The organism is Actinopolyspora mortivallis DSM 44261, from assembly GCF_000384035.1.
Lineage (GTDB): Bacteria > Actinomycetota > Actinomycetes > Mycobacteriales > Pseudonocardiaceae > Actinopolyspora > Actinopolyspora mortivallis.
The window spans coordinates 2,575,014-2,600,724 of record NZ_KB913024.1 but is presented as its reverse complement, the minus strand read 5'-3'; the positions used below and the strand labels follow the sequence as shown (position 1 = coordinate 2,600,724).

Annotated in this window: 21 protein-coding genes and 1 tRNA gene; 8 read left to right on the top strand and 14 right to left on the bottom strand. The window is 70.3% G+C overall.

All coding sequences use genetic code 11. The annotated features are described in order from the left end of the window. Positions 1-119 precede the first annotated feature (119 nt). The 6 genes from ACTMO_RS0112225 to ACTMO_RS20985 form a co-directional block, all read right to left on the bottom strand. Positions 120-1,367, bottom strand: a complete 1,248-nt coding sequence (locus ACTMO_RS0112225) for a beta-ketoacyl-[acyl-carrier-protein] synthase family protein (RefSeq protein WP_026449160.1) — start codon at positions 1,365-1,367, stop codon at positions 120-122. Beyond that, entirely contained in the window at positions 1,364-1,603 is a 240-nt protein-coding gene (locus ACTMO_RS0112220) for an acyl carrier protein (RefSeq protein ID WP_026449159.1), read from the bottom strand. The genes ACTMO_RS0112225 and ACTMO_RS0112220 overlap by 4 nt, the downstream gene beginning before the upstream one ends. 68 nt (positions 1,604-1,671) lie before the next feature. Beyond that, positions 1,672-2,655 (bottom strand): beta-ketoacyl-ACP synthase III, encoded by a 984-nt coding sequence (locus ACTMO_RS0112215; RefSeq protein ID WP_026449158.1) that lies wholly within the window; start codon positions 2,653-2,655, stop codon positions 1,672-1,674. Then, positions 2,652-3,599, bottom strand: a complete 948-nt coding sequence (locus tag ACTMO_RS0112210; protein ID WP_169509064.1) for an ACP S-malonyltransferase — start codon at positions 3,597-3,599, stop codon at positions 2,652-2,654. Before ACTMO_RS0112210 ends, ACTMO_RS0112215 begins: the two co-directional genes overlap by 4 nt. A gap of 248 nt (positions 3,600-3,847) precedes the next feature. Further along, positions 3,848-5,065, bottom strand: coding sequence for a PucR family transcriptional regulator (locus ACTMO_RS0112205; protein ID WP_211212951.1), 1,218 nt, complete (start codon positions 5,063-5,065; stop codon positions 3,848-3,850). Between the two features lie 69 nt (positions 5,066-5,134). Continuing rightward, a complete protein-coding gene (locus ACTMO_RS20985; RefSeq protein ID WP_019854975.1) occupies positions 5,135-5,407 on the bottom strand; it encodes a DUF3263 domain-containing protein in 273 nt (90 codons plus the stop codon). 353 nt (positions 5,408-5,760) lie between these two features. On the opposite strand from ACTMO_RS20985, the gene ACTMO_RS0112195 reads away from it, so the two are divergent. Beyond that, entirely contained in the window at positions 5,761-6,417 is a 657-nt protein-coding gene (locus ACTMO_RS0112195) for a nicotinamide mononucleotide transporter family protein (protein WP_019854974.1), read from the top strand. Between the two features lie 53 nt (positions 6,418-6,470). Here ACTMO_RS0112195 and aceE read toward each other — a convergent pair whose 3' ends face one another. Then, positions 6,471-9,320: a pyruvate dehydrogenase (acetyl-transferring), homodimeric type gene (gene aceE / locus ACTMO_RS0112190; protein WP_019854973.1), complete on the bottom strand. Its 2,850-nt coding sequence runs from the start codon at positions 9,318-9,320 to the stop codon at positions 6,471-6,473. Between the two features lie 376 nt (positions 9,321-9,696). On the opposite strand from aceE, the gene ACTMO_RS0112185 reads away from it, so the two are divergent. The 6 genes from ACTMO_RS0112185 (at position 9,697) to ACTMO_RS0112160 (ending at position 13,476) form a co-directional block, all read left to right on the top strand. After that, positions 9,697-10,134, top strand: a complete 438-nt coding sequence (locus ACTMO_RS0112185) for a DUF3052 domain-containing protein (RefSeq protein WP_019854972.1) — start codon at positions 9,697-9,699, stop codon at positions 10,132-10,134. A gap of 102 nt (positions 10,135-10,236) precedes the next feature. After that, entirely contained in the window at positions 10,237-10,701 is a 465-nt protein-coding gene (locus tag ACTMO_RS0112180) for a peroxiredoxin (protein WP_019854971.1), read from the top strand. Positions 10,702-10,747: 46 nt separating this feature from the next. Next, positions 10,748-10,822, top strand: a tRNA-Val gene (locus ACTMO_RS0112175). Between the two features lie 70 nt (positions 10,823-10,892). Next, a complete protein-coding gene (locus ACTMO_RS24110) occupies positions 10,893-11,243 on the top strand; it encodes a DUF1348 family protein (protein ID WP_051099078.1) in 351 nt (116 codons plus the stop codon). Positions 11,244-11,735: 492 nt separating this feature from the next. Continuing rightward, on the top strand, positions 11,736-12,317 hold the full coding sequence (locus ACTMO_RS0112165) for a TMEM165/GDT1 family protein (protein WP_026449155.1): 582 nt from the start codon (positions 11,736-11,738) through the stop codon (positions 12,315-12,317). Positions 12,318-12,408: 91 nt separating this feature from the next. Beyond that, positions 12,409-13,476, top strand: a complete 1,068-nt coding sequence (locus tag ACTMO_RS0112160) for a saccharopine dehydrogenase family protein (RefSeq protein WP_019854969.1) — start codon at positions 12,409-12,411, stop codon at positions 13,474-13,476. Positions 13,477-13,494: 18 nt separating this feature from the next. Here ACTMO_RS0112160 and ACTMO_RS0112155 read toward each other — a convergent pair whose 3' ends face one another. From ACTMO_RS0112155 to ACTMO_RS0112140, 4 genes are read right to left on the bottom strand one after another with little or no spacing between them, the layout of a single operon-like run. Beyond that, a complete protein-coding gene (locus ACTMO_RS0112155) occupies positions 13,495-14,763 on the bottom strand; it encodes a TIGR02679 family protein (RefSeq protein ID WP_019854968.1) in 1,269 nt (422 codons plus the stop codon). Then, positions 14,760-18,965 carry a TIGR02680 family protein gene (locus tag ACTMO_RS0112150; RefSeq protein ID WP_019854967.1) on the bottom strand — a complete coding sequence of 1,402 codons (4,206 nt, stop codon included), beginning with the start codon at positions 18,963-18,965 and terminating at the stop codon, positions 14,760-14,762. Before ACTMO_RS0112150 ends, ACTMO_RS0112155 begins: the two co-directional genes overlap by 4 nt. Beyond that, entirely contained in the window at positions 18,962-20,197 is a 1,236-nt protein-coding gene (locus ACTMO_RS0112145) for a TIGR02678 family protein (protein WP_019854966.1), read from the bottom strand. Before ACTMO_RS0112145 ends, ACTMO_RS0112150 begins: the two co-directional genes overlap by 4 nt. 17 nt (positions 20,198-20,214) lie before the next feature. Next, the gene (locus ACTMO_RS0112140; protein WP_019854965.1) at positions 20,215-21,849 is read right to left on the bottom strand and encodes a DUF2397 domain-containing protein; all 1,635 of its coding nucleotides are present in this window, start codon (positions 21,847-21,849) and stop codon (positions 20,215-20,217) included. A gap of 353 nt (positions 21,850-22,202) precedes the next feature. On the opposite strand from ACTMO_RS0112140, the gene ACTMO_RS0112135 reads away from it, so the two are divergent. Then, entirely contained in the window at positions 22,203-23,150 is a 948-nt protein-coding gene (locus ACTMO_RS0112135) for a cobalamin biosynthesis protein (RefSeq protein WP_019854964.1), read from the top strand. Positions 23,151-23,178: 28 nt separating this feature from the next. Here ACTMO_RS0112135 and ACTMO_RS0112130 read toward each other — a convergent pair whose 3' ends face one another. From ACTMO_RS0112130 to ACTMO_RS0112120, 3 genes are all read right to left on the bottom strand, one after another. Beyond that, the gene (locus ACTMO_RS0112130; protein ID WP_019854963.1) at positions 23,179-24,033 is read right to left on the bottom strand and encodes an SURF1 family cytochrome oxidase biogenesis protein; all 855 of its coding nucleotides are present in this window, start codon (positions 24,031-24,033) and stop codon (positions 23,179-23,181) included. Positions 24,034-24,149: 116 nt separating this feature from the next. Further along, on the bottom strand, positions 24,150-25,052 hold the full coding sequence (locus ACTMO_RS0112125) for a fructosamine kinase family protein (RefSeq protein WP_026449153.1): 903 nt from the start codon (positions 25,050-25,052) through the stop codon (positions 24,150-24,152). A 109-nt stretch (positions 25,053-25,161) separates the two neighbouring features. After that, positions 25,162-25,686, bottom strand: a complete 525-nt coding sequence (locus tag ACTMO_RS0112120; protein WP_211212949.1) for a low molecular weight protein-tyrosine-phosphatase — start codon at positions 25,684-25,686, stop codon at positions 25,162-25,164. Positions 25,687-25,711: the final 25 nt, after the last annotated feature.

Genomic DNA, 25,711 nt, shown 5'->3' with positions numbered 1-25,711 from the left:
ACCGTCCTCGACGGTGCCGACGCGGCTTTCGTTGGCGGGAGCCCTCGTGCGGGAGAGCGGTGTGCGGACGCCGCCGGAGGACGACGGCGTCCGCACCGATCCTGCTCTCCCGGCGGTGCTCACGCGCGGGTGAAGGCCAGCGCGACGTTGTGACCGCCGAAGCCGAACGAGTCGTTGACCGCGGCGGTCAACTGCTTCGTTCTCGGCTCGCCCGCGACCACTTCGAGTTCGACCTTCGGATCGGGCTCCTCGAGGTTCCTCGTGGCCGGGATCACCCCGTGGTACAGCGAGAGCACCGTGATGATGCTCTCCACCGCGCCGGCTCCGCCGACGAGGTGCCCCAGCGCCCCCTTGGGGGCCGTGAGCAGCACGTGATCCCCGAGCGCCTTGCGCACGGCGGCCGCTTCCCCTACGTCGCCGACCACCGTGGAGGTGGCGTGGGCGTTGACGTGTTCCACGTCCGTGGTGGACAGTCCCGCCGAGCCGATGGCCTCGTTGATCGCGTTGACCTGCCCGATACCGTCCGGGTGGTTACCGGTGATGTGGTAGGCGTCGGAGGTGATACCGGCCCCGGCGAGCCGGGCGTACACCCGCGCACCGCGCGCCGCGGCGTGTTCGGCGCTCTCCAGGACCACCACACCGGATCCCTCACCCATCACGAAACCGTCCCGAGCGGCGTCGAACGGCCGGGAGGCACCCTCCGGATCGTCGTTGCGGGTGCTCAACGTGCGGGACTGGGAGAAACCGGCCACGGTGATCGGCCGGATACACGCCTCGGCCCCGCCCGCGACCACGACGTCGGCACGTCCGGAACGGATCATGTCCAGTGCCTTGGCCAGCCCCTCGGCGCCGGAGGCACAGGCCGAGGCGGGGGAGTGCACGCCCGCCCGGGCCCGGAGCTCGATGCTCACGTGTGCCGCGGGCCCGTTGGGCATCAGCATCGGCACGGTCAGCGGTGAGACCTTGCGCAACCCCTGCGACTTCAGCAGGTCGTGCTGTTCGAGCAGTGTGTTGGGCCCACCGATCCCGGTGCCGATGGAGACTCCCAGTCGCTCGGGATCGACCGGCTCGTGCTGCTCGTCCGGCAGGTCGAAACCGGCGTCGGACCAGGCCTGCCGGGCGGCGATGAGCGCGATCTGCTCACAGCGGTCCATGCGTCGCAGCCGGACCCGGGGGAGTACCTCGGAGGGCTCCACAGCCAGCGGTGCCGCGATGCGGGAGGGCAGGTCGTAGGTGTCGACCCAGTCCTCCTCCAGCGGACGGCCGCCGCTGGCACCGTTCAGCAAACCGTCCCAGGTGGACGCGACGTCCCCGCCGAGCGGAGTCGTCGCGCCCATCCCGGTGATCACAACGTCGTTTACCGTCATGCGTTCTTGACGATGTAGTCCACCGCATCGCCCACGGTCTTGAGGTTGGCCAGTTCGTCGTCGGGGATCTTGACCCCGAACTTGTCCTCGGCCTGCACGGCGATCTCCACCATCGACAGCGAGTCGATGTCCAGGTCGTCGACGAACGACTTCTCGACCGAGACCTCTTCGGCGTCGACTCCGGCGACCTCCTCGACGATGCTCGCCAGGCCCTGCGTGATTTCCTCGTTCGCCACCTTGTTTCCTTCCTGTTCCGACTGGATCGGTGCTCCGTTTCCGGGAGCGGTTCCCGGGGAGCCGGTGTTCACGGACAGATGATCACCTGGCCCGCGTAGGACAGTCCTGCCCCGAAGCCGACCAGCAGCAGCACGTCACCGCTGTTTATCTCCCCCGCCGAACGCATGTGGTCGATCGCCAGCGGGATGGACGCGGCCGACGTGTTGCCGGAATGCACGATGTCACGGGCCACCACGAGATCGTCACGGGCTCCCCGGGAACGCAGTTTCTTGGCCACGGCCTCGACGATGCGCAGGTTCGCCTGGTGCGCCACCAGGACATCCACATCGGACAATTGGAGGCCGGCCTGTTCCACCGCACGGGCGGCGACCGGGGCCACTTCCGAGGTGGCCCAGCGGAACACGGTCTGCCCCTCCTGGTAGATGTAACGGTTCTCCCGCAGGTAGATCGTGTCCACCATGTCCCCCGCGCTGCCGAGGGCCGCCGGGCCGATGGCCGGCTCCTCGGCGGGGGAGACCACGGCGGCCCCGGCGCCGTCCGCGAAGATGATGCAGTTCGCCCGGTCCTGCCAGTCGAGCCACTCCTGGAAGCGTTCGGCCCCGATCACCAGAACGTTGCGTGCCGATCCGGCCCGCACGAGGTCCGAGGCGGTGTTCAGCGCGTAGCAGAATCCCGCACACGCCGCGTTGAGGTCGAAGGCCCCGGCGGCCTTGATGCCGATCCGGTCGGCCACCTGGGCGGCGGCGTTGGGGATCGGTCCGGGCATGGTGCAGGTCGCGATGATCACCTGGTCCACTTCGGCCGGAGAGAGACCGGCGTCGGCGACCGCCTTGGATCCCGCCTCCACCGCCATGTTCACGACGGTCTGGTCGTCCTCGCCCAGCCTGCGGCTGACGATGCCGACGCGTTGCTGGATCCACTCGTCGCTGGTGTCCACGATGCGTGCCAGATCGTCGTTGGTGACGGTCCGGTTTCCCTGTGCGCTGCCGAAACCGATGACCCGTGTAGCGCTGGGGCCCTCGGTCAGGCGCAATGTCGACGTTTTGCTCACGAATCGCTCTCCGAATCGGTCCGGCCGTGGGAGGACAGCGTATCCCCGGCCTTGTCCAGCTCGGCGGGGGTCTTCACGGCGACCGCCTTGGTGCCCTTGAGCTCCCGGCGCACCATGCCCGCCAGGGTTCCCGCCGGAGGGAGCTCGATCACGGAGCGCACACCGCGTTCGGCGAGCGTGGCCATGCACGCGTCCCAACGGACCGGTTCGGTGACCTGGGCGACGAGTCGACGCAGGATCTCGGATCCGTCGGTCACCGCCGCCCCGTCGGCGTTGGACAGCATCGGCCTCCGGGCGTCGGAGGGGGAGAGTTCCTTCGCGTGGGCCTCCATGGCCTCGCGGGCTGGGGCCATGAACTCGGTGTGGAAGGCGCCGGCGACCTCCAGAGGGCGCACCCGACTGCCTTCGGGAGGTTCGGCGGCGAGCTTGTCCAGGTTGTCCGTGCGCCCCGCCGCGACGATCTGTCCGGCCCCGTTGTGGTTGGCCGCGCGCAGGTCGAGTTCCTCCAACCGGGCGAGCACGTTCTCCCGGTCACCGCCGAGCACGGCCGCCATTCCGGTCGGTTGCAGGGCACAGGCGGCGGCCATCTCCCTGCCGCGCACCGCGGCCAGTGACATGGCCTCGGCGGGTTCGAGGACCTCGGCCAGCGCGGCGGCGGCCACTTCCCCGATGGAATGGCCCGCCACGGGCAGGTCCGGCGGAAGCTCGCCGTGGTCCTTCCGCAGTCGCTCGGCCGCGAGCAGCGCGTTGGCGACCACGAGAGGTTGGGTCACGGAGGTGTCCCTGATCTCGTCGGAGTCCGCGGTGGTCCCCAGTCGGAGCAGGTCCAGACCGGTGATCTCGGACCACTCGGTCAGACGTTGCTCTGTTCCGTCCAGTTCCAGCCACGGTTGGAGCATTCCGGGTGCCTGGGCACCCTGGCCTGGAGCTAGCAGCGCGATCACACTCAACACTGAACACGTTCCGGCCGGGGGTACGTGATGCTGGCACCCACGAAGTCAGCGTTGATTTTTTGTGGGAACCCTACAAAAACAGTGTGGTGAAGGTGCCCTCCCGGGCGATCCCGACCCCGGCTTATTCGTCACCCGGGGCGGGAGGGAACAAAACGGACCCGTCTCCGCCCGGTGTGAGCGACCCTACAGAGTCCCACGGTGTGGAGCCAAGCCCGCCGAACGGGTGTCCCGCGCGGAGCTCACCACAGTCCGCGTGCCCTGGCGAGCCGCCCCACCCCCAGCGCCACACGCAGCGTGTGTGCTCCACGCGGACTGGAGGGGGTACGGCCGGTGATCTCGGAGATGCGGCGCAGCCGGTAGCGGACCGTGTTCGGATGCACGTAGAGCTTGCGCGCACAGTTCTCCAGGACCCCGCCGACCTCCAGATAGGTGTTCAGCGTCTCCATGAGCGCCCCACCCGCGTCGGTCAGCGGCAGTACCATCCCCTCGACCAGAAGTCGCTCCGCCTCCGGATCACCGGCCAGGGCCCGTTCCGGAAGCAGGTCCTCCGAGGCCACCGGACGCGGCGCCTCCGGCCAGGCCACCACGGCACGCAGCCCCGACATCGCGTCCCCCGCCGAGCGGTGCGCCTCGGCCAGACTCTCGACCGTGGGACCGACGATCACCGGCCCCTCGCCGAAGGCCTCCGCGAGCACACTCGCGGGGTCCCGCACGGCACGACCGTCCGAGGCCTTGCCGAACACGACCACCAACCTGCTCCCCTGCACCCCGAGCAGCACCGAGCGACCGGCGCGGGCCGCCCTGCTGCGTACCTGGTAGACGATGCTCGGCGGATCGTCGGAGGGAGCGCTGCCCACCATGACGGTGGCCTCCGAGGAGGGTTCCCACCCCAGCGCGGCGGCCCGGGAGAGCAGGGACTCCTCCGCGTCCCCCCGGACGATCCCGTCGACCACGAGTGCCTCCAGCCGGGCGTCCCAGGCCCCGCGCGCCTCGGCGGCGGCCGCGTAGGAGGTGGCCGCGGCGAAGGCGATCTCCCGGGTGTAACGCAGGATCGACTCGGTCAGCAGCACCCGCTCGGAGTCGTTCTCGGCGAGGTCGGGCAGCTGCTGTTCGAACACGTCGATGGCCGTGCGCACCATTTCGAGCGTCTGACGCAGGCTCACCCAGCGCGGCAGGTCGCGGGGAGCGGCACGGAACGCCTCGGCGGTGAGCCGGATGGCCTCGGTGGGGTCCTGCAACCAGGAGACGAAGTTGGACACGCCGGTCTGGGTGACCAGCAGCACATTGGAACGTTGGTCGGCGGGGAGTCGGGAGAACCACGGAAGCCGTCGTTCCATGGCGCTGATGCTGGCGGTGGCCAGTCCTCCGGAGGCCCGTTCCAGCCGACGCAGCGTGCCGGCCGAAAGTTCGGTGCTCGTCCGGTGGGCGCCGTTGTTCTCGTCGTCGGCGACCTGCATGTTCACCAGCCTCGCACGTTCCGGCGAAGCCGTTCGGGCAGGTGGCGGAAGCGGCGTTCGCGGGAGGGGTCAGCCGTGGGAGGGCCCCGGCTCCTCGTCGGCGGTGCGTCGGGCGTCGGTTCCGGCCGGATCGGGGAACCGGCGGTCGCGCACCCGCAGCAGTCTGGTGACCAGTGCCGGTTCCTGGTCCAGGGCCTCCGGCTCGTCCAGCAGTCGGTTCAGTCGCTGGTAGTAGCGGGTGGCGGACAGCCCGAACCGCTCCTCGATGAGCCGTTCCTTGGTCCCGGTATGTCGCCACCACTCGCTCTCGAAGGCGAGTATGGCCCGGTCGGTGTCGTTCACCTGCTTCTCCCCTGGATGACGGGACGCGGTCGGCGGGGACGCCGCGGTGCGGTCCGCGGTCCGGAAAAGGGCGCTCGGCGGCCGTCGTGCCGTGGAGCGGGACGTGTCGTCGAGTCTACGCGTGGATCCTTCGCGAAGGCGACGAGTCGTTGCTCTCCTCACGGAAGGGCGGACGGTGTCGTGTGGTTGTCCGGGAGGGGCTCCTGTGGGCCGGTTCGCGCGGCGGGGAGTCGTGGCCGGACTAGGGTGGCACGGCGACCGTGCGTTCCGTCGGTGGTTTCCGGGTGCGGCCACCGGGCCGCCGGGAGAGCCCGCTGTCCGCCGCGTCGCGTTCCGGGTGGGGAAGGAGTGTGATGGAGGAGATCGCCGGATGGCCGCTTCGGCACGGGATCGTCGTGCTCGGACAGTCGGTGTCCTGGGCCGAGCTCGTGGGCCAGCTCGCCGCGCTGGCGGTGGTGTTTCTGGCTCGGCTGCGCGCGTTGGTGACCTGGCCGGTGCAGATAACGGCCACCGTACTGCTCTTCCTCGTCTACGCCGGGGCGGAACTCGGTGGGATGGCCACCAGACAGGTACTGATCATGATGATCTCGGTGTACGGCTGGTGGGCCTGGCGACGGGGGCGGGACGCGGTGCACGGTGTCGCCGTCCGTCGCGGCACGAACCGGCAGCGGGTGGGCACGACGGCGGTGTTCCTGGCCGGCGTGGGGCTGTGTGGAACCGTGTTCGCGGCGCTGGACGTCTCCTGGGCCCCCTGGCCCGACGCCTGGATCTTCGTCGGCACGTTGGTGGCGTTCTGGGCGCAGGCCAAGGGGTTCGTCGAGTTCTGGCTGGTCTGGCTGGCCGTGGACGCGGTCAGCGTGCCGCTGCAGATCATGTCGGGACTGTGGTTCAGCGCCGTCGTCTACGTGGTGTTCGCGGGGCTGGTGCTGCACGGTTGGTTCGGCTGGCGTCGCGTGGAACGGAGACGCCGTGCCCACAGGGACTCCCGCGCGGACTCCGTGGCCGCGTGAGCGACGGTGGGCCACGGCGTGCTGCCCCGTCGCCGCACACCGTGGCCGGAGGTTCAGGCGTCGCCGGACTCGGAGCGCTGCGGTCCCGCCGCCTGGGGGTCGGCTATGCGGTACCGGGCCGCCGCCTCCGTGACGGTGGAACGGTCGACCTCGCCGCGCCGGGCCAGTGCGGCCAGTGTGGCGACCACCGTCGACTCGGCGTCGACCAAAAAGACCCGACGCGCCGCCGGTCGGGTGTCGGAGAAACCGAACCCGTCCGCGCCGAGGGTGGTCATCTCCCCGGGAACCCAGGGGCGGATGAGGTCGGGAACGGCACGCATCCAGTCGCTGACCGCGACCACCGGACCCGGTTGTCCCTCCAGCATCCGGGTGACGTGGGGTTTGCCGGTCGGTTCCTCGGGGGAGAGCAGGTCGGCCCGGTCCGCGCGTTCGGCCTCGCGGCGTAGCTCGGTCCACGAGGTCACCGACCACACGTCGGCCGCCACTCCCCAGTCGGAGAGCAGCATCTCCCGCGCACGCAGTGCCTCGGGCATGGCCACCCCGGACACCAGCAGCTGAGCCCGGAGACCGGTGTCCTCCTCGGCCGGGAGATAGCGGTACATCCCACGCAGCAGCGCCTCCACGTCCAGCCCCTCTGGTTCGGCGGGCTGTTGGTAGGGCTCGTTGTAGACGGTGAGGTAGTAGAAGACGTTCTCCTGCGGCTGTCCGTACATCCGGCGCAGGCCGTCCCGCACGATGTGGGCCACCTCGAAGGCCCAGGCCGGGTCGTAGGAGACCACCGCCGGGTTGCTGGCCGCCAGCAGTTGGGAGTGCCCGTCGGCGTGTTGCAGCCCCTCCCCGACCAGGGTGGTGCGCCCCGCCGTGGCTCCCAGCAGGAACCCCCGTGCCATCTGGTCCCCGGCCGCCCACAGACCGTCTCCCGTGCGCTGGAACCCGAACATCGAGTAGAAGATGTAGACCGGGATCATGGGCTCGCCGTGGGTGGCGTGACTGGTTCCCGCCGCCGTGAACGAGGCGACCGATCCGGCCTCGTTGATGCCCTCGTGCAGGATCTGTCCCCGGTCGCTCTCCCGGTAGGCGAGCATCAACTGGTAGTCCACCGGGGTGTAGGTCTGCCCGGCGGGGTTGTAGATCTTCTGGGAGGGGAACATCGAGTCCATCCCGAAGGTGCGGGCCTCGTCCGGGATGATCGGAACCAGGCGCGGGCCGATCTCGGAGTCCTTGGCGAGTTCCTTCAGCAGACGGACGAACGCCATGGTCGTGGCGACCTCCTGCTTGCCGGAGCCCTGGCGGACCACGTCGTAGACCCTGTCACCCGGAAGTACCAGCGGCTTGGAGCGTGTCCGGCGTTCCGGCAGGTATCCGCCGAGTCGTTCCCGGCGCTGCCGCAGGTACTGGATCTCGGGTGCGTCACTGCCCGGGTGGTAGTAGGGCGGCAGGTAGGGGTCCTGTTCGAGCTGGGCGTCCGAGAGGGGGATGCGCAGACTGTCCCGGAACAGTTTGAGGTCGTCGAGCCCGAGCTTCTTCATCTGGTGGGTGGCGTTGCGTCCCTCGAAGTGGGCGCCGAGCCCGTAGCCCTTGATCGTCTTGGCGAGGATGACCGTGGGTTGGCCGTGGTGCTCCAGCGCCGCCTTGTAGGCGGCGTGGATCTTGCGGTAGTCGTGTCCGCCCCGGCGCAGGCCCCAGATCTGGTCATCGGTGTAGTTGCTGACCATCTCCTTGGTGCGCGGGTCCCGGCCGAAGAAGTGTTCGCGCACGAAGGCGCCGTCGTTGGCCTTGTAGGTCTGGTAGTCCCCGTCCGGGGTGGTGTTCATCAGGTTGACCAGGGCCCCGTCCCGGTCGGCGTGCAGCAGCGCGTCCCACTCGCGTCCCCAGATGACCTTGATGACGTTCCAGCCCGCTCCGCGGAAGAACGCCTCCAGCTCCTGGATGATCTTTCCGTTGCCCCGCACCGGGCCGTCCAGTTGCTGGAGGTTGCAGTTGACCACGAAGGTCAGGTTGTCGAGCCCCTCGTTCGCGGCGACCTGCAGCAGTCCCCGGGACTCCGGCTCGTTCATCTCCCCGTCGCCGAGGAAGGCCCAGACGTGCTGGTCGCTGGTGTCGCGGATCCCCCGGTCCCGCAGGTAACGGTTGAACCGTGCCTGGAAGATCGCGTTCATCGGCGACAGCCCCATGGACACGGTGGGGAACTCCCAGAAGTCCGGCATCAGCCTGGGGTGCGGGTAGGAGGGCAGCCCCCCTCCCGCCCCGGCGTGCGAGTACTCCTGGCGGAAACCGTCGAGCTGTTGCGCCGAGAGCCGTCCCTCCAGGAAGGCACGGGCGTAGATCCCGGGGGAGGCGTGCCCCTGGACGTAGAGATGGTCACCTCCTCCCGGGTGGTCCTTGCCGCGGAAGAACCAGTTGAACCCGACCTCGTAGAGGCTGGCCGAGGACGCGAAGGAGGAGATGTGCCCGCCGACGCCGATGCCGGGACGCTGGGCCCGGTGGACCATCACGGCCGCGTTCCAGCGCATCCACGCCCGGTAGCGTCGTTCGGTTTCCTCGTCCCCGGGGAACCAGGGTTCGAGTTCGGTGGGGATGGTGTTGACGTAGTCGGTTCCGGTCAACGAGGGCACCCCGACTCCCTGTTCGCCCGCCCGTTGGAGCAGGCGCAGCATCAGGTATCGGGCGCGTTGTTTCCCTCCCGCGGACAGCGCCGAGTCGAAGGATTCGAGCCATTCCTCGGTTTCCTCCGGGTCGATGTCCGGAAGCTGCGCCGGCAACCCGTTTCGGATGACCCGCACTCGTTGGGGTGAGTTCGCGCCGCCGGTGTCGCTGCTGTGCGGGGACAAAGGACTCTCCTCGAAGACGTGGTGCGCGTTCTCCGGGCCGGTGTGGCCCGTGCTCGGTTCATCGTCTCCCATACTGTGCCGCGTGCGCGAACCGTCACAGTTACCGGCCGGTATGTCCGAGACCGGGTTGTGTGTGTGCCGAAGTGCCGTCAGTCTCGTGGCGTGAACAGTGACGAGCCCCGCGACACTCGCGGGATCGGTGGTGTCTCGGGGACGCGGGAGGTACCCGGACCGCCCGTGCGTGGGAGGACCGGGGCGGAGGCCCCTGTTCTGCGGGGGTGGGTGTCGCGCTCGCGAGGTTCACTGGGAGTGTTGACGTGCGATGTCGGGCGATCCGTGGTTGCGCCGGGAGGCGTGGACGGTGTTCGCTGTCGACAAGATCGTGCAAACTTGTCCGTGCGTGGGGCGACCGCCTCGCGCACATGGGAATTGGAGGAGTGAGAAAGCCGTGGTCGCCGCGGAAGACGCCGGTAGGAACACAACCGACGTCGCCGAAAAGCTCGATATCGAGCCCGACATGGTGGTGCAGGAAATCGGCTGGGACGAGGATGTCGATGACACCGTCCGAGAAGCGATCGAGCAGCGGTGTGGCGCCGAACTGCTCGACGAGGATGCCGACGAAGTGGTCGATGTCGTCTTGCTGTGGTGGCGTGACGAAGACGGCGACCTGACGGACACACTTCTCGACATCATGACGCCGCTGGCCGACGACGGTGTCATCTGGGTGCTGACGCCCAAGACGGGGCGGGAGGGACACGTGGAGCCCAGTGACATCGCGGAGGCCGCTGCCACGTCCAATCTGGCCCAGACTTCCAATCTGAGTGTCGGCGAGGGGTGGACCGGAACCCGGTTGGCCTACCGCAAGCCCGCCAAGACCAAGAAGTGACCGCGGCGCGCACCGGTGGTCGTCCGACTGCCGGTGCGCGTTTCCGGCGAAGCGGTGTAGGTTCGGCGCCGCAACACCGTCGTCTTACGGAGGTATGGGCGCATGACGCTCGAGGTCGGTGCCGCAGCGCCGGACTTCACGCTGCCGGACTACAACAAGGAGAAGGTGTCGCTGTCCGACTTCCGGGGCGACAAGAACGTGCTGCTGGTCTTCTACCCGTTCGCCTTCAGCGGGGTCTGCCAGGGCGAGCTGTGCCAGGTCCGTGACGACCTCGGCGAGTTCCAGAACGACCGGGTGCAGGTTCTCGGGGTGTCGGTCGACTCCCCGTTCGCGCTCAAGGCGTGGGCCGAGCAGGAGGGCTACACCTTCCCGCTGCTTTCCGACTTCTGGCCGCACGGGGAGGTCGCCAAGGCCTACGGCGTGTTCAACGAGCAGTCCGGCATGGCCAACCGGGGAACCTTCCTCGTCGACACCGAGGGCGGGATCCGGTTCGCCGAGATGAACCAGCCGGGCGAGCCTCGTGACCAGGAGGCCTGGAAGAAGGCGCTCGCGGAACTGTCCGCGTGAATCTCCGCGGTGGTCGGCCTGTATGATGTGGGTCGGCCATCGCCGAGGGCGCATAGCTCAGCGGAAGAGCACCTGCCTTACAAGCAGGGGGTCGCTGGTTCGATCCCAGCTGCGCCCACCACACCCACTCTGACCAGTGAAAACGTCGACGAGTCGGTGTTCGTGTCGATCGTCTGACGTGTGGCGACACGGTGGTTTTCGCCGCCACCGCTCCGATCCTTCGGGCCGCCGTGCGAGGCACGAACCGCGCTGAACAGGCGCTTACCGCCGAGCACCCCCGGAAACCCCGTGCTGCCGAGCGGGTGACCGCCGCCTGCACCACGAAGACCGTCCGGCGCGATCGGGACCTTTTTCTCACCGGGCGTGACCGGATGGTGGATTTCCCGCGGAAGAAATGGGTGAGGGAACCGGACTCCGTGTTGTGCGGGAAGCTGTGTTCGTTCGGAAACGACGTGATCGCGATATGTTTCCGGCGTGGGTTCCGGGGGTGGCGCGGCTACGACAACGGGGGACCTGGGAGTTTCGCGGGAACGGGCCCATGACCGTGATGAGGCGACCGTCGACGACGTTGTGATCCGACGACGTCTCCACGGCCGGAACCCCGAGTGCGGGTGGGAAAGTCCGCTGCCGGCTCACCGGGTTCGCCGGCCCCGCACCGTCCGCGCGGGTTCCTCCCGTGCCCGAACGTGCCGTGCGGCGCCGAGCTCCCCGTTTCGTCCCGGAAACTCCCGCTTTGCGTTCCGACCGCATCGGGAGAATGGGTTCTGCGGAAAAATATATTTCCCGAAGTGGACATGCGGTTTCGACGAACCGAAAATGTTTTTTGGGTCCGTTTCGGCGCCGATTTTGCCGTTCCTTTTTTCGTCCGTGGTGTTTTTTCTTCCCGTCCTTTTCGTTAGTCTGCTGTCGCGGCGCCGCGGAAAAGGATTCTCCCGTGGAGAACGATCTGCCGGGAAACGCGCGGGTTCCCGACGGCGTGATCCGTCCGTGCCGCCTGGTTCTTCTCGTTCGACGTGTGAGAGGTGGAACAGGGCGTGTTGGCCAGTTTCGCGCTCAGCTCGGCGGCCATCTTCCTGGCCGAGCTCGGCGACAAGTCGCAGCTGCTGGCGATGAGCTTCGCCACGCGCTACCGGATCCGGCACGTGCTGCTGGGGATCACGCTGGCCACCGCCGTGGTGCACGCACTCTCGGTGGCGCTGGGGCTCGGACTCGGTGCGGCGCTGCCCACCGACTGGATCGGGATCTTCGTCGGCGTGGCCTTCCTGGGTTTCGCGGCCTGGACCGTGCGGGGTGACGAGCTGTACGAGGAGGAAACAGGACGAACCGGACGGCGTGCCGCAGGTTCCGCCCTGCTCGCGGTCGGCACGGCGTTCCTGCTCGCCGAGCTGGGGGACAAGACCATGCTGGCCACGGTCACCCTCGCCACCCAACACGACTGGTTCGGCACCTGGGTCGGTTCCACGGTGGGGATGGTGCTGGCCGACGCCCTCGCGGTCGTGGCCGGACTGACGGTGAGCAGGTACCTGCCCGAACGTCTGGTGCGCTACGGAGCCGCGGTCCTGTTCGCCGTGTTCGGGACATGGCTGATCGTCTCCGGACTGGTCGCCGTGGGATAGGTTGGAGACCAATCCGGGTTCGCCCGACCGGGTGGAACTCGTGCGGGTGGCCCGGTCGTGACCCCACCACCTGTGTTTCGGGAGGCCACCCATGGTCTGGATGCTCTACGGCGCCACCGGCTACACCGGGAGACTGGTCGCCGAACTGGCCGTCCGACGCGGACACCGTCCGGTGCTGGCCGGGCGGAACCCGGAGGCGTTGGCCGCTCTGGCGGTCCCCCACGGCCTGGAGTACCGGACCCTGGACCTGCGGGACCCCGAGACGCTGGAAGCCGGACTGCGGGACGTCGACGCGGTGGCACACTGCGCGGGACCGTTCTCCCGAACCTCAGCCCCCATGGTCGAGGCCTGTCTACGCACCGGAACCCACTACCTGGACATCACCGGTGAGATCGACGTGTTCGAGCGGTTGTTCGCCGAGGACGAGCGGGCGCGCGCCAGCGGGGTGACGCTGCTTCCGGGGGCGGGTTTCGACGTGGTCCCCACCGACTGCCTGGCCGCCATGGTGGCCGCGCGACTGCCGGAGGCCACCGATCTCGACCTGGCCTTCCTCCCCGTGGGAGGAGTCAGCCCGGGCACGCTGAAAAGCGTGCTGGAAGGGGTGGCCCTGGGCGGTCGGGCGCGTGTGGACGGCACCCTCCGGGAGGTGCCGGTGGGGTGGCGCAGACGCAGCGTCGACTTCCCCACGGGAACGCGAACCGTCTCCGCCCTGCCGTGGGGGGACGTCGCGACCGCCTACCGCACCACCGGAGTGGGCACCATCACCACCTTCGCCCATCTGCCCGGGCTGAACCGTCTGAAACCGGCACTGGCGGAGAAACTGGGACGGGTTCTCGCCGTACCGCCGGTGCGTCGCGCCGGTGAGACCGCCGTCGACCTCCTGGCACGGGGACCGGGCCGCGAACGCCGGGCGAACAGCAGGGTCGAGGTGTACGCCGAGGCCGGCGACGCCGAGGGCAACACCGTTCGCGCCGCGCTCGTCGGACCCGACACCTACGACCTGACCGCCGAGGCGGTGCTGCGGATCGTCACCGACCTGAGCCGGGGTGTCCTCCCCACGGGTACCCGGACCCCGGCCACCGCCTTCGGGCCGGACCTCGTCCGGGAGCTGCCGGGCGTCCGGGTGGTGGAACCCGAACACGTGCGGGCCCCGGAGTGATCCCGCACCTCCCGCCGCTCACAGACCGGCGCGCAGATCCGCGAGCAGCCACGTGAGCACGGTTTCCTCCTCGACGACCCGGCCCGCCGTGGACATCACCTCCGCGAGGTCCGGATCCCACGGGGTCTCCACGGCCTCCCCGTCCAGGATCGGCAGGTCGGTGCGTTCCGCGGAGGCCAGGTCCACGGCGGAGCGGTAGTCGGCCGCCGACATGCGCCACGGTCGCACGCCCGCCGTGGTCCACAGGGAGCGCATGATGGAGATCCCGGACCAGTCGAAGTCCCCGTGGTAACGCAGCACGGCCCCGTCCTCGCCCAGCCGGTCGAGCAGCTCGGCCGCCACGGTCGACGGTCTGCCGGAGACGCAGACCAGCGGATGTCGGATCCCGCTCTCGACGGCGGCCTCCAGCACACGAGGGTTCTCGCACACCGCCACCACCGTTGCGGGACGCACCAGCCGCTCGGGTGCGGCACGCAGGTCGAGCTGGGTCAGATGCGTGGGAAGGCCCGCCTCGGTCCGCCCGGTCACCGCCGCTGCCCAGCCCGTCGTGTCGTCGATCGGGAGAGCCCAGCACAGCACCGTGGCCGAGACCGCGTCGGGACTCACCCCGCAGGTCTCCCACAGGTAGCGCCGTTCCCGCTCGTTGTTGGGAGGGTCGGTCTCGTGGGCGATGGCGGCCGCCCGCAGCACCACCCGGCTCAGGGTGGTGCCGTTGTCCAGCAGGTGTGCTCCTCCCGCCGCCCGCGCGGCCAGCTCCGCCCGGGACCAGCGGCTCCGGGGGCTCGTGCCCGGGGTGAGCACCATCCGGGAGAGCACCGCCGCGGCCTGCTCGGCGACCGGTTCCAGGTCCTGCTCGGCCACCCGCCCGTACCGGCGTATCCAGCTCACCCACGCGGCGGCCCACGGCGCCGAGTCCAGCCCGCGCGCGGTGAGAGCCGCGGTGAACACCTCGGTCACCCGGTCGTTGCGGGCGGCCCGGGCGGCCGAAGCCGATTCGCGCCGGGTGACCGGACGCCCGTGCAGGATCTCCAGCACCCGCTCCAGGTCCAGCCCGAACCGGGTGTCCCGCACGGCGCGGTCCAACTTGGCCACGTTGATCCGGGTGCCCTGTCCCCACATGGGCCTGCCGTAGACCTCGCCCACCCGCTTCCGGGTCCGCTCGTCCGGCAGTTCCAACCGGAAGGTGGCCGGCCGGTCGGGCGCCTCCAGCGCCTGCCTGGCCTTCTCCCACAGCCCGTGCAGTTCCGGAACGTCCCAGACCGCGCGTACGTCCTCGACCTCGCTCACTGTTCAGCCCGTTCCAGGCCGCGACCGTTCCACACGGTGTGGGTGCAGGCGATCCCGTGCCCGCTGCGCGGTCGCAGCACGTCGTAGATGTGCATCTTCGGGATCTTGGGAGACACGCCCCAGCCGCTCGGCCAGGTGATCAGCCAGTCCATGTCCAGGTCGACCAGCAGCCCGAGCATACGTGCCACCGTCGGGTCGTCCAACCGTTCGAAGGCCTCGTCCAACAACACCAACCGCAGCGGCTCGTGTCGCACGGCGGAGGACTCGATCGCGTCGTAGAACGAGGCGGCCGCCGCGAACAGGGTCACATAGGACACCAGTCTGGTCTCTCCCGAGGACAACTGACGCAGCCTGCGTACCCGTTGGGAGCCGTCCGGGCCGGTGTCGCGGACCCGCACGGTGAACTCGTACCAACCGCGGTAGTCCAGCGCCTCGGCCAGGATCTCGGCGTAGCCTCCGGAGACGCTCTCCCGCTGGGACTCGATCAGGTCGGTGAACACCCTGCGCAGCAGCGTGTCCTGCTCCTCGGTCCGGCGGGCGAAGGGGGTGCGGATCACCTCGACGGCCTGACGCATGTCCTCGCTGAGCGAGGCGGCCGGTTGCCAGTCCAACTGGACGTGGACCCCCTGACTCGAACGGGCTCCCTCCAACACCCGGTTCATCCGGTCGCACAGGTCCCGGGCGGTGGAGATCTGGTCACGCAGCCGCTCCGCGAGGTCGCGGATCAGGTAGTCGGCGAAGATGGCGCGGTAACGCTCGTTGAGGTACTCGCGCTGCTCGGAGAGGCGTTCGGCGGTCTGACGTGCCGCCTCGGCCACCGGAAGCGGGCCCTCCTCACCGAGTACCGTGACGGTCAGCGCCCGGGCCCGTTCCTCCGTGGTGATGTCGTAGTGCCCGCTCAGCGACTGCTTCAGCGGGTGCAGCCTGTCGTGCACCTCCTTGAGCCCGCGGGAGGGGGGCGACTCGGGGACGGACAGCAGTGTTCCGACGGCCTCCTCGACGTCCGGAGGAGAGGTGGGAAGTTCCCCCTCCACGGCCCCGGCGGCCGCCGACCAGAAGGCGGGCAGCAGCATGGCATCCCGCAGGGCCTCCACCGCCGTGCGTTCCTCCGAGTCGCGCTCGGTGAGACGCTGTCGCGCCGAGTTCAGCTTCTCGGAGAGTTTGCCGACCTCCTCCCGTGCCGCCGAGGCCCGTTCGCGCACCTCGGGGATCTCCGCGCGCAGCCGTTCCCGTTGTTCCTCCAGATCGGCCACCTGCTCGGACACCCGCCGTCCCTCCTCACCGACCGAGGCGGACAGCTCGGCCAGCACGGCGGTCTGCTCGGCGTGGTGCTCGCAGTGCTGTTCGGCCAGCGACTCCGCCGCCATGCGGTCGGCGACCGTGGCGTCGTGGTGCAGCATCGTCGTGCGCACCTGTTCGAGCGTGCCCAGACAACGCTGGCCGATCGTCTCGCGCAGTGAGCTCAGCGCCTCGTGGGCCTCGTTGGCGGCGCGGTGGGCCGCCGCCAGGGAGTCGCTGTCCGGTCGCAGCCCCGCCTGCCCCGCGACCCGGGCCAGCTCGGCGTGCACGGCCTGCCAACGCCGGTCGGCCAGCTCGTGTTCGCCGCGCAGCTTGTTCGCGGTGCGCTGCGCGTCGTCGGCGTCGTCCACCGCCGTGGAGAACCTCGCGTGGGCACTGAACAGTTCCCCGTCGTCCGGATAGGACTCCAGTGCCTCGTCCAACGCCTCGGCGTGACGGAGGGTCTCGGCACGGCGTCGCTGGGCCTCGGCCAGCTCCGCCCGCAGTCCGGTGAGTTCGTCCTCCAGCTCGGCGATGCGTCGTTCCCGCGCGGCCTGTCGCGCTCCCGCGCCCACGTACTCGGCCGTTTCCTTGACCCAGGCACCGGAGAGGGGTCCGCAGCTCCACCGGCCCTCGGTGTCGACCGCGAGGACACCCCGTCGCGGGGACACGGCCACGGTGTTCAGCAGTCGCAGCACCCGTTCGGCGGACACCGGTGATCCCGGTTCCACGGCGGGCACCAGCAACCCGGCCAGAGTGCTCCCCCCGGCGGGCTCACCGGGGTGGGCCAGCAGCTCCGCGGTGTCCGGATCCACTGCGGTGCCGTCGGCGCTCACCCACGCGTTCAACAGGCCACTCGCCTGCAACGCCCCCTCCAGCGCGGCGCGCTCGTCCTCCGGCAGGGAGTCGGCGAAGTCGACCGTGCGGTAGAACGGTGACCCCTCGGCGGGGTCACGTTCGGCGCTCGCCCAGCAGGGACGCGAGGGGTGGGGTTCCCCGCCGGAACGCAGTTCGGCCAGCTCGCCCTCCCGCGTCCCGACCGCGCAGCGTGCCTGCTCCAGCTCGCGTTCGGCGTCGGTGACGCGTTCCCGCGCCCTCCGCAACACGGGCTGGACCGCCTCGCGGAGACGTTCCCGTGTCCGGCGGGCGGCGAGTCTGTCCGCGACGAGGTCGTCGACGGTGGGCAAGGCGGGCAGCTGCTCGGAACCGGACTCGCCGGCCAGGGGGGTCTCGTTCCACCAGGAACGGGCCCGCTCGACCCAGTCGGAGGCGGTGTCCCGCAGATCCTGGCGCAGCTGGTTGCGTCGGGCCGCCGCACTGGTCGCGGTGTCCCGGGCCCGTTCGGCCTGTTTGCGGATCTCCTCGACCTCGGCACGCTGGCGCTCCGAGTCCACCGCCTGCTGGTGCAGGGCCGTGACCAGGGCGGCCCGTTCCCGTGCCGCCTCGGCGGCCCGTTCGGCCCGCTCCTCGACCTCGTGCAGCCGGGAGGCGAACTCCTCGGTGTCCGGCTGGGGAGGTGTGTGCCGTTCCACGGTCAGCCACTCCGACTCCGACTCCGGGTCCGTGGTGGCCCGCACGTACTCGGAGTGCACAGTGGCCTCCGCCTGGGGGACCGTGGGTACGGCCGGTACCAGTGAACGGTCCAGCCCGGAGGCGCTCATCCGTTCGGCGGCCCGCTCGCAGTGCCGACCGGCCGCCTCGACGTCGGAACCCAGCCGGGACAACATGCCGAGCACGGTGGAGACCGAGCGTTGTTCCTGGTCGCGATGACTGCCCGCGGTACGCAGCGCGCCCTCGGCGGCGGAACGGGCGTTTTCCACCAGGGCCCGGCGGTCGTGCAGGTTCCGCAGCTGGGTGTAGGCGGGGCTGGCGCGCAGCGCCTCCAGCGAGGACTCCAGCTCCCGTTCCTGGCGTTCGAGTTCGGAAACCCGTTCCTCGGCGCTGGTCCTTCCGTCCTGTTCGGAGGTGTGACGCCGCTCCAGCTCCGCGATCTCGGAGTGCAGCGCGTCCCGCTGCTTCCGCGCCTCGCGCACGGCCTCGGCCCTGGAGCGCAGCACGGTGAAGGCGTAGTCGGAATAGCTGGCCATGAACGTGGACAGCGCCGTGTCCGCCGTGCTCAGGCGCAGGATGTTCTCCCGGATCGACTCTAGGTCCTCGAAGGAGGTGGCCAGCCGCTGCACCAGCGCGGGATCCAGCGGGGGGAGGGCGTCGGAGAGGATCTGTTCGAGCTGACCCTCCTGGACCCGCAGCCCCACGTCGGGATTGCGCAGGGTCCGTTGCAGGTGCAGCAGGTCCCCGTACCGTTCCGGGGTGATCCCGTAGACGACGTCGGCGATGTGTTCCCGGAAGGAACGTTCGTCGAAGATCCCGTCCGCCCCGAGCTCCTCCCGCAGCTGGGTGGGCCCCAGCGGGAACCCGTCCGGATTGACCAGGCGCAGGTCGTGGCCCACCCGGCGCTCCGTCACGAAACGCCAGGAGTCGCTGACCTGGTTGGCGGAAACGGTCGCCTTGACCCCCACCCCGCAGGTGAGGAACCGTTCACCGCCGTCGTCGAGTCGTCGGCTCAGTTCCACCCAGGCGTAACCGGTGCGGTTCCCTCCGCCCTCGCGTTCGTCCAGCATCAGCCGTCTCATGCTGACCGTGTCGAAGCCCTTCGACCCGATGTGGCGGAGGTCCCCGTCCAGGCACAACGGCAGCAGCAGCTCCAGGGTGCGGGACTTGCCCGAGCCGTTGGTCCCCTGGAAGACCGCCCGTCCGCCCCGCAGGTCGAACTCCTGGTCCGCGTACTGCCAGATGTTGATCACTCCACCCCGGCGCAACCGCCAGCGGTCCCCGTGTCCGCCCCCCGTGCCGTCGGAGCCGGGGGCGAGGCGGTGGCCGCGGTCTTCCGCGCCGTCGGGATGGGTCACCGCTTCCGTGCTCACTGCCGGAGTGCTCCTTCCAGGTGGTCGAACAGGTCCGGGGTCTCGGCCCGCTGTTCGGGACTCGGTTCCGGGTCGTCGGTGGCGGGATCGGGCTCGCCGTCCGGGATCGGAAGCCAACGATGGGCGCTGGGGCTGAGCAGCCACCCGGAGTGCTCCTCCTCCCCGTCCGGGACCAGCACCCCGACGCGGTGCAACAGCTCGACGACCGCCCGGGTCAACGACTCGGGGTCCTCCTTGGCCCGCCGGGACCAGGCCGAGGGGTAGCTCTCCAGCAAGCCGGTGCACACCCGGGTGAAATCCTGCCACGTCACCGGATGACGTCGGTCCGCGGAACGTGGCTCCGTCGCGTCCAACAGATCCGGCAGCGCGAGCTGGGCGACACGGGCCACCGTCGAGGTCCCGGGGAAGGGCGTGTCGTTGAGGTAGTCCTGCGGGTCGGAGGTGGCGATCCCCTCCGAGCGGGACTCGGCGACGAGACCGAAGTAGCGTTCCAGCGTCCGCGTCTCCCGCAGGCGGTGTCTGCGCAACCAGGTCGCCTGGGCGGTGGGCAGATCCGCGTAGTGCACCACGGGATCCTCGACGAGTCTGCGGCGCACCGCCTGCTCCACGGTGGGTACGTGCGAACCGCTCGTTCCGGCGGCGAGGTCCACCAGACCGCCGGGATCCTCGGCCTCACCCAGCGGCCCGCCGAGCAGATGCCCGAGCAGATCGGTGTCCACCGTGATCAGCGCTTCGGTGGTGGCGTCGTTCGCCAGCGGAGCCACCGCCCCCTCGGTCTCGGTCAGCACTCCGAGCGAGACCAGGTGGCGCAGTGCCGAGGCCAGCGAACGCCGGTCGGCCGGGTCGTCACCGAGGGCGACACCCGCCTCCGCCGCGGCGGAGCGCACGTCGGCGACCAGCCGGGAGAGCAGGATCTGCTTTCCGCATCCGGTCAGGGCGGCCAGCGTGAGGGCCACACAGGCGTATCCCCGGGGGGACAGCGCGGCGACACCCCGGGTCGCGTCCCGCCCGGGGCCGGACTTGTACAGCCGCGCGTAGCGTCGACTGATCACCAGTCGGTAGCCGAGCAGCGTGCCGAACAGTTCCCGCAACACGCCGCGGTGGCGGTAGACCATGCCGAGCAGCTCGCCGTCCGGACCGTCGGCGCGCAACAGCGGTCGCCGCAGCAGGGTTCTGGCGCAGCGCACCACGTTGGCCGCGTCTATGTCGCCGAGCAGTTCGAAGCTGTCCACACCGTGTTCTCGTCCGCTCACCGGGCCGCCCCACTGATCCTGTCGGAGGTCTCCGCGTTTCCGTCGTGCTCGCCGGTGGTCTCGGCCGGTCGCAGTTCGAGTGCCGTGCCCTCGAGTACGAGTTCGCCGGTGACACTGGAGATCCGCGTGTCCCCGCTGGAAGGACGCAGGGTCAACCGCAACCCGTGCGCCGGTTCGACCGCCGTTCCGCTCTCGGAGGGGGAGTCCCGGGCGGCCATGGCCAGGGTCAGCAGTTCGCACAGTATCTCCAGGGCGTCCGCGGACAGCCGCACGGCACCCGGGTCCCCCCGGGCGGCGGCCAGCTCCGCGACGGCGGCGGCCCGGCGCCGCTGCTCGGCACGCCGCTCGTCCAGCAGGCGCTGTTCGGTCATCGGATCGTGCAGCACCCTGGAGCTTCCCACCTGCGCACTCCGGTCGGAGCGGTTGCGCACGTTCACCGGACGCTGCACCCGTCTGCCGTCCCTCCAGGAGATCGTGTGCTCGTCCCCGTCGTGGTCGGCAGCGGGTTGCAGACACCGGGCGGAGTGCAGACCGAAGGCGGCCGCGTAGAGCTCGTGGGCCTCCTCCCGGCTGGACCGGTCGAACCAGGCCGCCAGTTTCAACAGCTCCCCGCGGTGGCCGGGAACCGGGCCACCTCCCGAGGTGGCGTGTTTGACGCTGGCCAGCAGCGAACCGATGGCGCGCGCCGTGGCCTCCCGCAGCGCCGAGACCTGGCTCGGGCGGCCCGGTGCGTCCAGGAACCACTCGGTGAGTTCCTGCCAGTCGGCCTCGGTGCGTCCCCGGGCCCGTTCCACCTCCTCACCGAGGTCCTCCTCGGTGTCCAGCACCGCGAGCAGTTCCCGCCTGCGCCCGGCCAGCACCCGCAGGGACTCCGCGACGGGTTCGGTGTGGCGGATGACATCCTCGACGACCGACTGGATGTACTCCACCAGCAGGTTGCGGAACCCGGATATCTCGGTGGGAGCCAGCTGGTGCCGGGTCACCACCTGCCCCAGGTAGGCGTAGAAGTCCCGGACCGTGGCGGCCAGCTCGGCGTGTTGCAGGAACACCGTGGTGACCTGCTCGCAGAGTCGTTCGCGGGCGTCTCCCGTGCCCGTCCGTTCGGCGAGCGCGGCGGGCAGCAGCTCGACGATCTCGCGCAGCCCCCGCTCCACGGCGGGGAGCAGTTCCCGCGACACCTCCCGAGCCCCCTCGGGGACCCGCAGCAGCGCGTCCACGTCCCGCTGTACCCGCACTCCGAGCTTGCTGACCTGGAAGCGCGCGCTGCCGTGCTGGAACTCGGCGATGCTGGAGGCGACGGTCTCCCGTCGCCCGAAGGTCAGGTTCCCCCACTCGCGGAGTTTGCGCAGTCTCTCCACCACCGTGGACAGTTCCGACTCGCCCTCGGCGATGCGTCCCTCCCGTTCGGCCACCGCCAGGGAACCGGCCACTTCGGAGGCGGACAGGTCCGCGAGCAGGGTGGAGGTGAACAGACGCATGATCGCCAGATAGGTGCGGTGCCCGCGCACCTGGAGGTGCCGGTACAGCCGCAGTCGCTGTTCCTCGGGAGTGTGCCCGGTGGCGAGCTCCTCCTCGACCGGTCGTTCCCATTCCGGGGAGGGGGGCGCGGGTGACTCCTCGGCCTCGTGCACGGGGGCCTGGTGGCCGCGCAGTGTGGCGGGCGTCTCCTCCGGGAAAGCCGGTGAGGGGGCGGACTCGGCACGTGGTTGCGCGGCTTCACGATCGGCGGTCACGGTCGGCCACGATAACCCCGCCCCGTGGTGAGACCGAAAACACTCCGTCACCGTGAGGGCTTCTTCGCCCGCGGCGGTTCGCCCGGTGAGGAGCCCCGCCGGTTGGGAGGTCTCCGGGACTCTCGCGCGGACCACCCCGGTGGGCGGATCGTGTCCGGGGAAACACTCCGAAAGGGGACATCAGGGGGCGTTCGGTGGGGGCGGTAGCGTGCTGTTCCGGGGCGACGTGGAACTGTCGAGGAGGAAACACGGTGAACACGGGGCGGGCGGTAGGACTGTTACTGGGGGTCGCCGCCGACGCGGTGCTGAGCGATCCCGAACGGAGGCATCCGGTCGCCGCCTTCGGTGGGCTGGCCGAGCGCTTCGAACGGGTCGTCTACCGGCGCGGTCGGCTCGCCGGGGCCCTCCACACCGGCGGACTCGTCGGTGGTGTCCTGGTGCTCGGCTGGGCGGCGGAGCGGGTGGGACGACGTGGTCCGGCCACCCGGGCGGTTCTGACGGGGGTGGCCACCTGGACCGTGCTCGGTGGGGCTTCGCTCGGGCGCGAGGGCACGGTGTTGGCCCGCCACCTCGAGGCCGGGGAGCTGGAGCAGGCCCGTGTGCGACTGCGGGGGCTCTGCGGCAGGAGCGCCGACGGTCTGGACGACCAGGGGTTGGCGCGGGCCACGGTCGAGTCCGTGGCCGAGAACACCTCGGACGCCGTGGTGGCCCCGTTGTTCTGGGGGACGTTCGGAGGGGTTCCCGGGCTGCTGGCCTATCGCGCGGTGAACACGCTCGACGCCATGGTCGGTCATCCGAGCGAACGCTACCGGGAATTCGGATGGGCCGCGGCACGGCTGGACGATCTGGCGAACCTCGTGCCTTCTCGGCTGGCCGCCGGACTGACCGCGTTGTGTGCCCCGGTGGTCGGTGGCTCGGCCAAGGGGAGCTGGCGGGCCAGGCGGCGGGACGCCGCCGCCCACCCGAGCCCGAACGCGGGGCAGGTGGAGGCCGCCTTCGCGGGGGCGCTGGGGATTCGTCTGGGTGGGCGTACCGACTACGGGCACGTCGTACAGCATCGCCCGGTGCTCGGGGAGGGGCGTACCGCGGACGGCGGCGACGTCACCCGGGCAGTGGAGTTGTCCCGGCTGGTCGGAGCCGTGGCCGGGGCACTGGCCGCCGGGACGGCCGTGTTCGTCACGAGGTCGGCGCGGCGCTGACCCCACGGTCGCCGGGCACGGCGGACGGTCACTCGGTTCCGGGAACCCCCTCCCGTTCCCGCCGCTCCTCCTCGGCGACGAGCTGGGACACGGATTTGCGCCGGGGCCGTTGCCGCCGACTCGGGCCGGTGGAGGCGGCCCTCGTCGCTCCTGCGCCGGGTGAGCGTGCCTCGGTGTAGATCAGGTATCCCGCCGCCAGGGGGGCCATGGTGCCGAAGATGATCCACTGCATGGCGTAGGAGAGGTACGGCCCCGACTCCAGCCGGGGCAGCGGCATCGCCCGCACCGTTCCCGGTTGGTCGGCCACGAGCGAGAAGTACCCCGGCCGCATCGGGATGTCCACCCCGCGCCCGACGGTGTCGGCGTTGATCGCGTAGGCCCACCGGTGCCCGTCGTGGCGGAACAGCTCACGGTTCTCGCTGTCGTGCTCGTCCAACCGGATCCGTGCGGTCACCCGCACCGTTCCCGAGGGAGGGGCCGGGTACTCGGGCGCCCGGGTCGACTCCACCGGCCGGATGAACCCCCGGTCCACCAGCAGTGTGGTCCCGTCCTTCAGTCGGAAGGGGGTCAGCACCTCGAAAGCGGGCTCGCCCAGCACCGTGCGCTGCCAGGCCAGCGTCTCCCCGCGGGGCAGGTAGTGACCGGTGAAGGTGACCCGGGTCCACTCGTCGGACTCGCTCGGGGCGGCGCCGTCCGGCAGCACCCGCTCCAGGGGAACCGGTTCGGCACGCATGGACGCCCGCACGGCCTCGTTGCGTGCCTGGGTCTCGGCGTGCCTGTCGAACTGCCACGGTGCCAGCACCGTGAAACAGAGCATGGAGAAGACGCCGACCAGCAGGACGAGGCCGATCCAGCCGGGGCGCAGCAGAAACCCGAAACGCACGGGTCCACGGTAGGCCGTGTGTCGACTCCCGCCGCACCGCCCCGGCGGAGGGGAGGGCGGGATCACGGAGAGGAGGCACGCTCGCCGTGTGGCGAGGTGGTACCGGCGGGGAGCGCTCAGTGCCCGCGCAACGCCTCGCGCGCCACGCCCACCGCCCGGGCGGCGAACCCCCGCCCGAAGAGCACGCCGTGCACCAGTAGCGGAAAGAGCTGATGCAGTCCGACCCGTTGGCGCCACCCCTCGGCGAGGGGCCGCTCGTCCTCGTAGGCCCCCAGTATCTCCTCCAGATGGGGGCAGCCGAACAGGTTCAGCATGGCCAGATCGGTCTCCCGATGCCCACCGTGAGTCGCCGGGTCGATCATCCACACCCCGGTGGAGCCGTCGACGGGGTCGTGGCCCCAGTGCACGTTGCCGCTCCACAGGTCACCGTGCAGGCGCGCGGGAGGCTCGTCGGCACCGGGAAGCTGGTCGAGCAGTTCGCAGGCCTCGTCGATCGTGGCGGCCTCGTCCGTTCCCAGCGTCCCGGCGTCCACCAGCTCGCGAACATAGGGCTCGACCCGGAGCGCACGGTAGAAGGTGGGCCAGTCCGTCCCGGGATCGTTGCGCATGGGGGCGAGTCCGATCCAGGCCTCCCGGGGCCCTCCCGGCGGAGGGCAGCCGTGTGCTCGGGCACCGGAGGCGTGCACGCGTGCGAGTTGCCGACCGAAGTCCTCGGCCGCCTTCCGGGTGGGGGTGACGGCGCTCACGTGGTCGGTGACCAACCACCGCTCGTCCTGACCGTGGACCCGGGGAACACGTGCCTGCCCGGACTCGCCCAACCAGCGCAGCGACGCGGCTTCCGCCTCGAGCGCTCCCGGCATCCCGGAAGGAGCGGACTTGGCGAACACGCGGTCACCGGTGGCCAGAGTCACCTCGTAGGCCTCGGAGGCGTCGCCTCCCCCGAGAGGGCGTGCCCGCTCCGCGTGGGAACCGGTGAGCCGCTCCACCGAGGTCGCCAGTCCGTCGGGTAGGTGTCGCACTTCTCGCCTTTCGCCGAGGTTGTCGTCCGTTCGCCGGGTGGCCGTGACCGCCCGGTGTGCCGCCACGAGTCGTCCCCAGCCGGTCGTTCCGAGGCCTCGGAAGGACCTCTCAGGCGGGTGCCTCCGAGGAGTCGGAGGGCCGGTGTTCGCCCAGTCGCGCCCGAACCCAGTCCAGCATCCCCGGAACCGAGGACTCGATCATCTCCATGACCCGGTCGAACCCGCGTTCTCCGCCGAAGTAGGGATCGGGCACCTCGGCCCACTCGTCGGAGCCGGGGTCGAAGGAGCGCAGCAGCCTGGCCCGGTCCGGGTTCGGCAGCGAGTCGCGGAGCACCCGGAGGTGACCGGCGTCCATGGCCAGCAGCAGATCCGCTCCGAGGTGGTGTTCGTCGAGCTGGGCCGCGGTGTGCTCGGTGGGGTAGCCGTGGTCGGCCAGCACCGCGCTGGTGCGTGGGTCGGCCGACTCCCCGACGTGCCACGGTCCGGTTCCGGCGCTGGAGACCTCCACCCGGTCGTCCAGGCCGGCCCGACGCAGGTGTTCACCGAAGACCAGCGCGGCCATCGGGGACCGACAGATGTTGCCGGTGCAGACGAACGAGACGTGCAGCGGCTTCGCAGTGGAGTCGAGTGTCACGTCCCCAGTGTCCAACTCCCGTCCG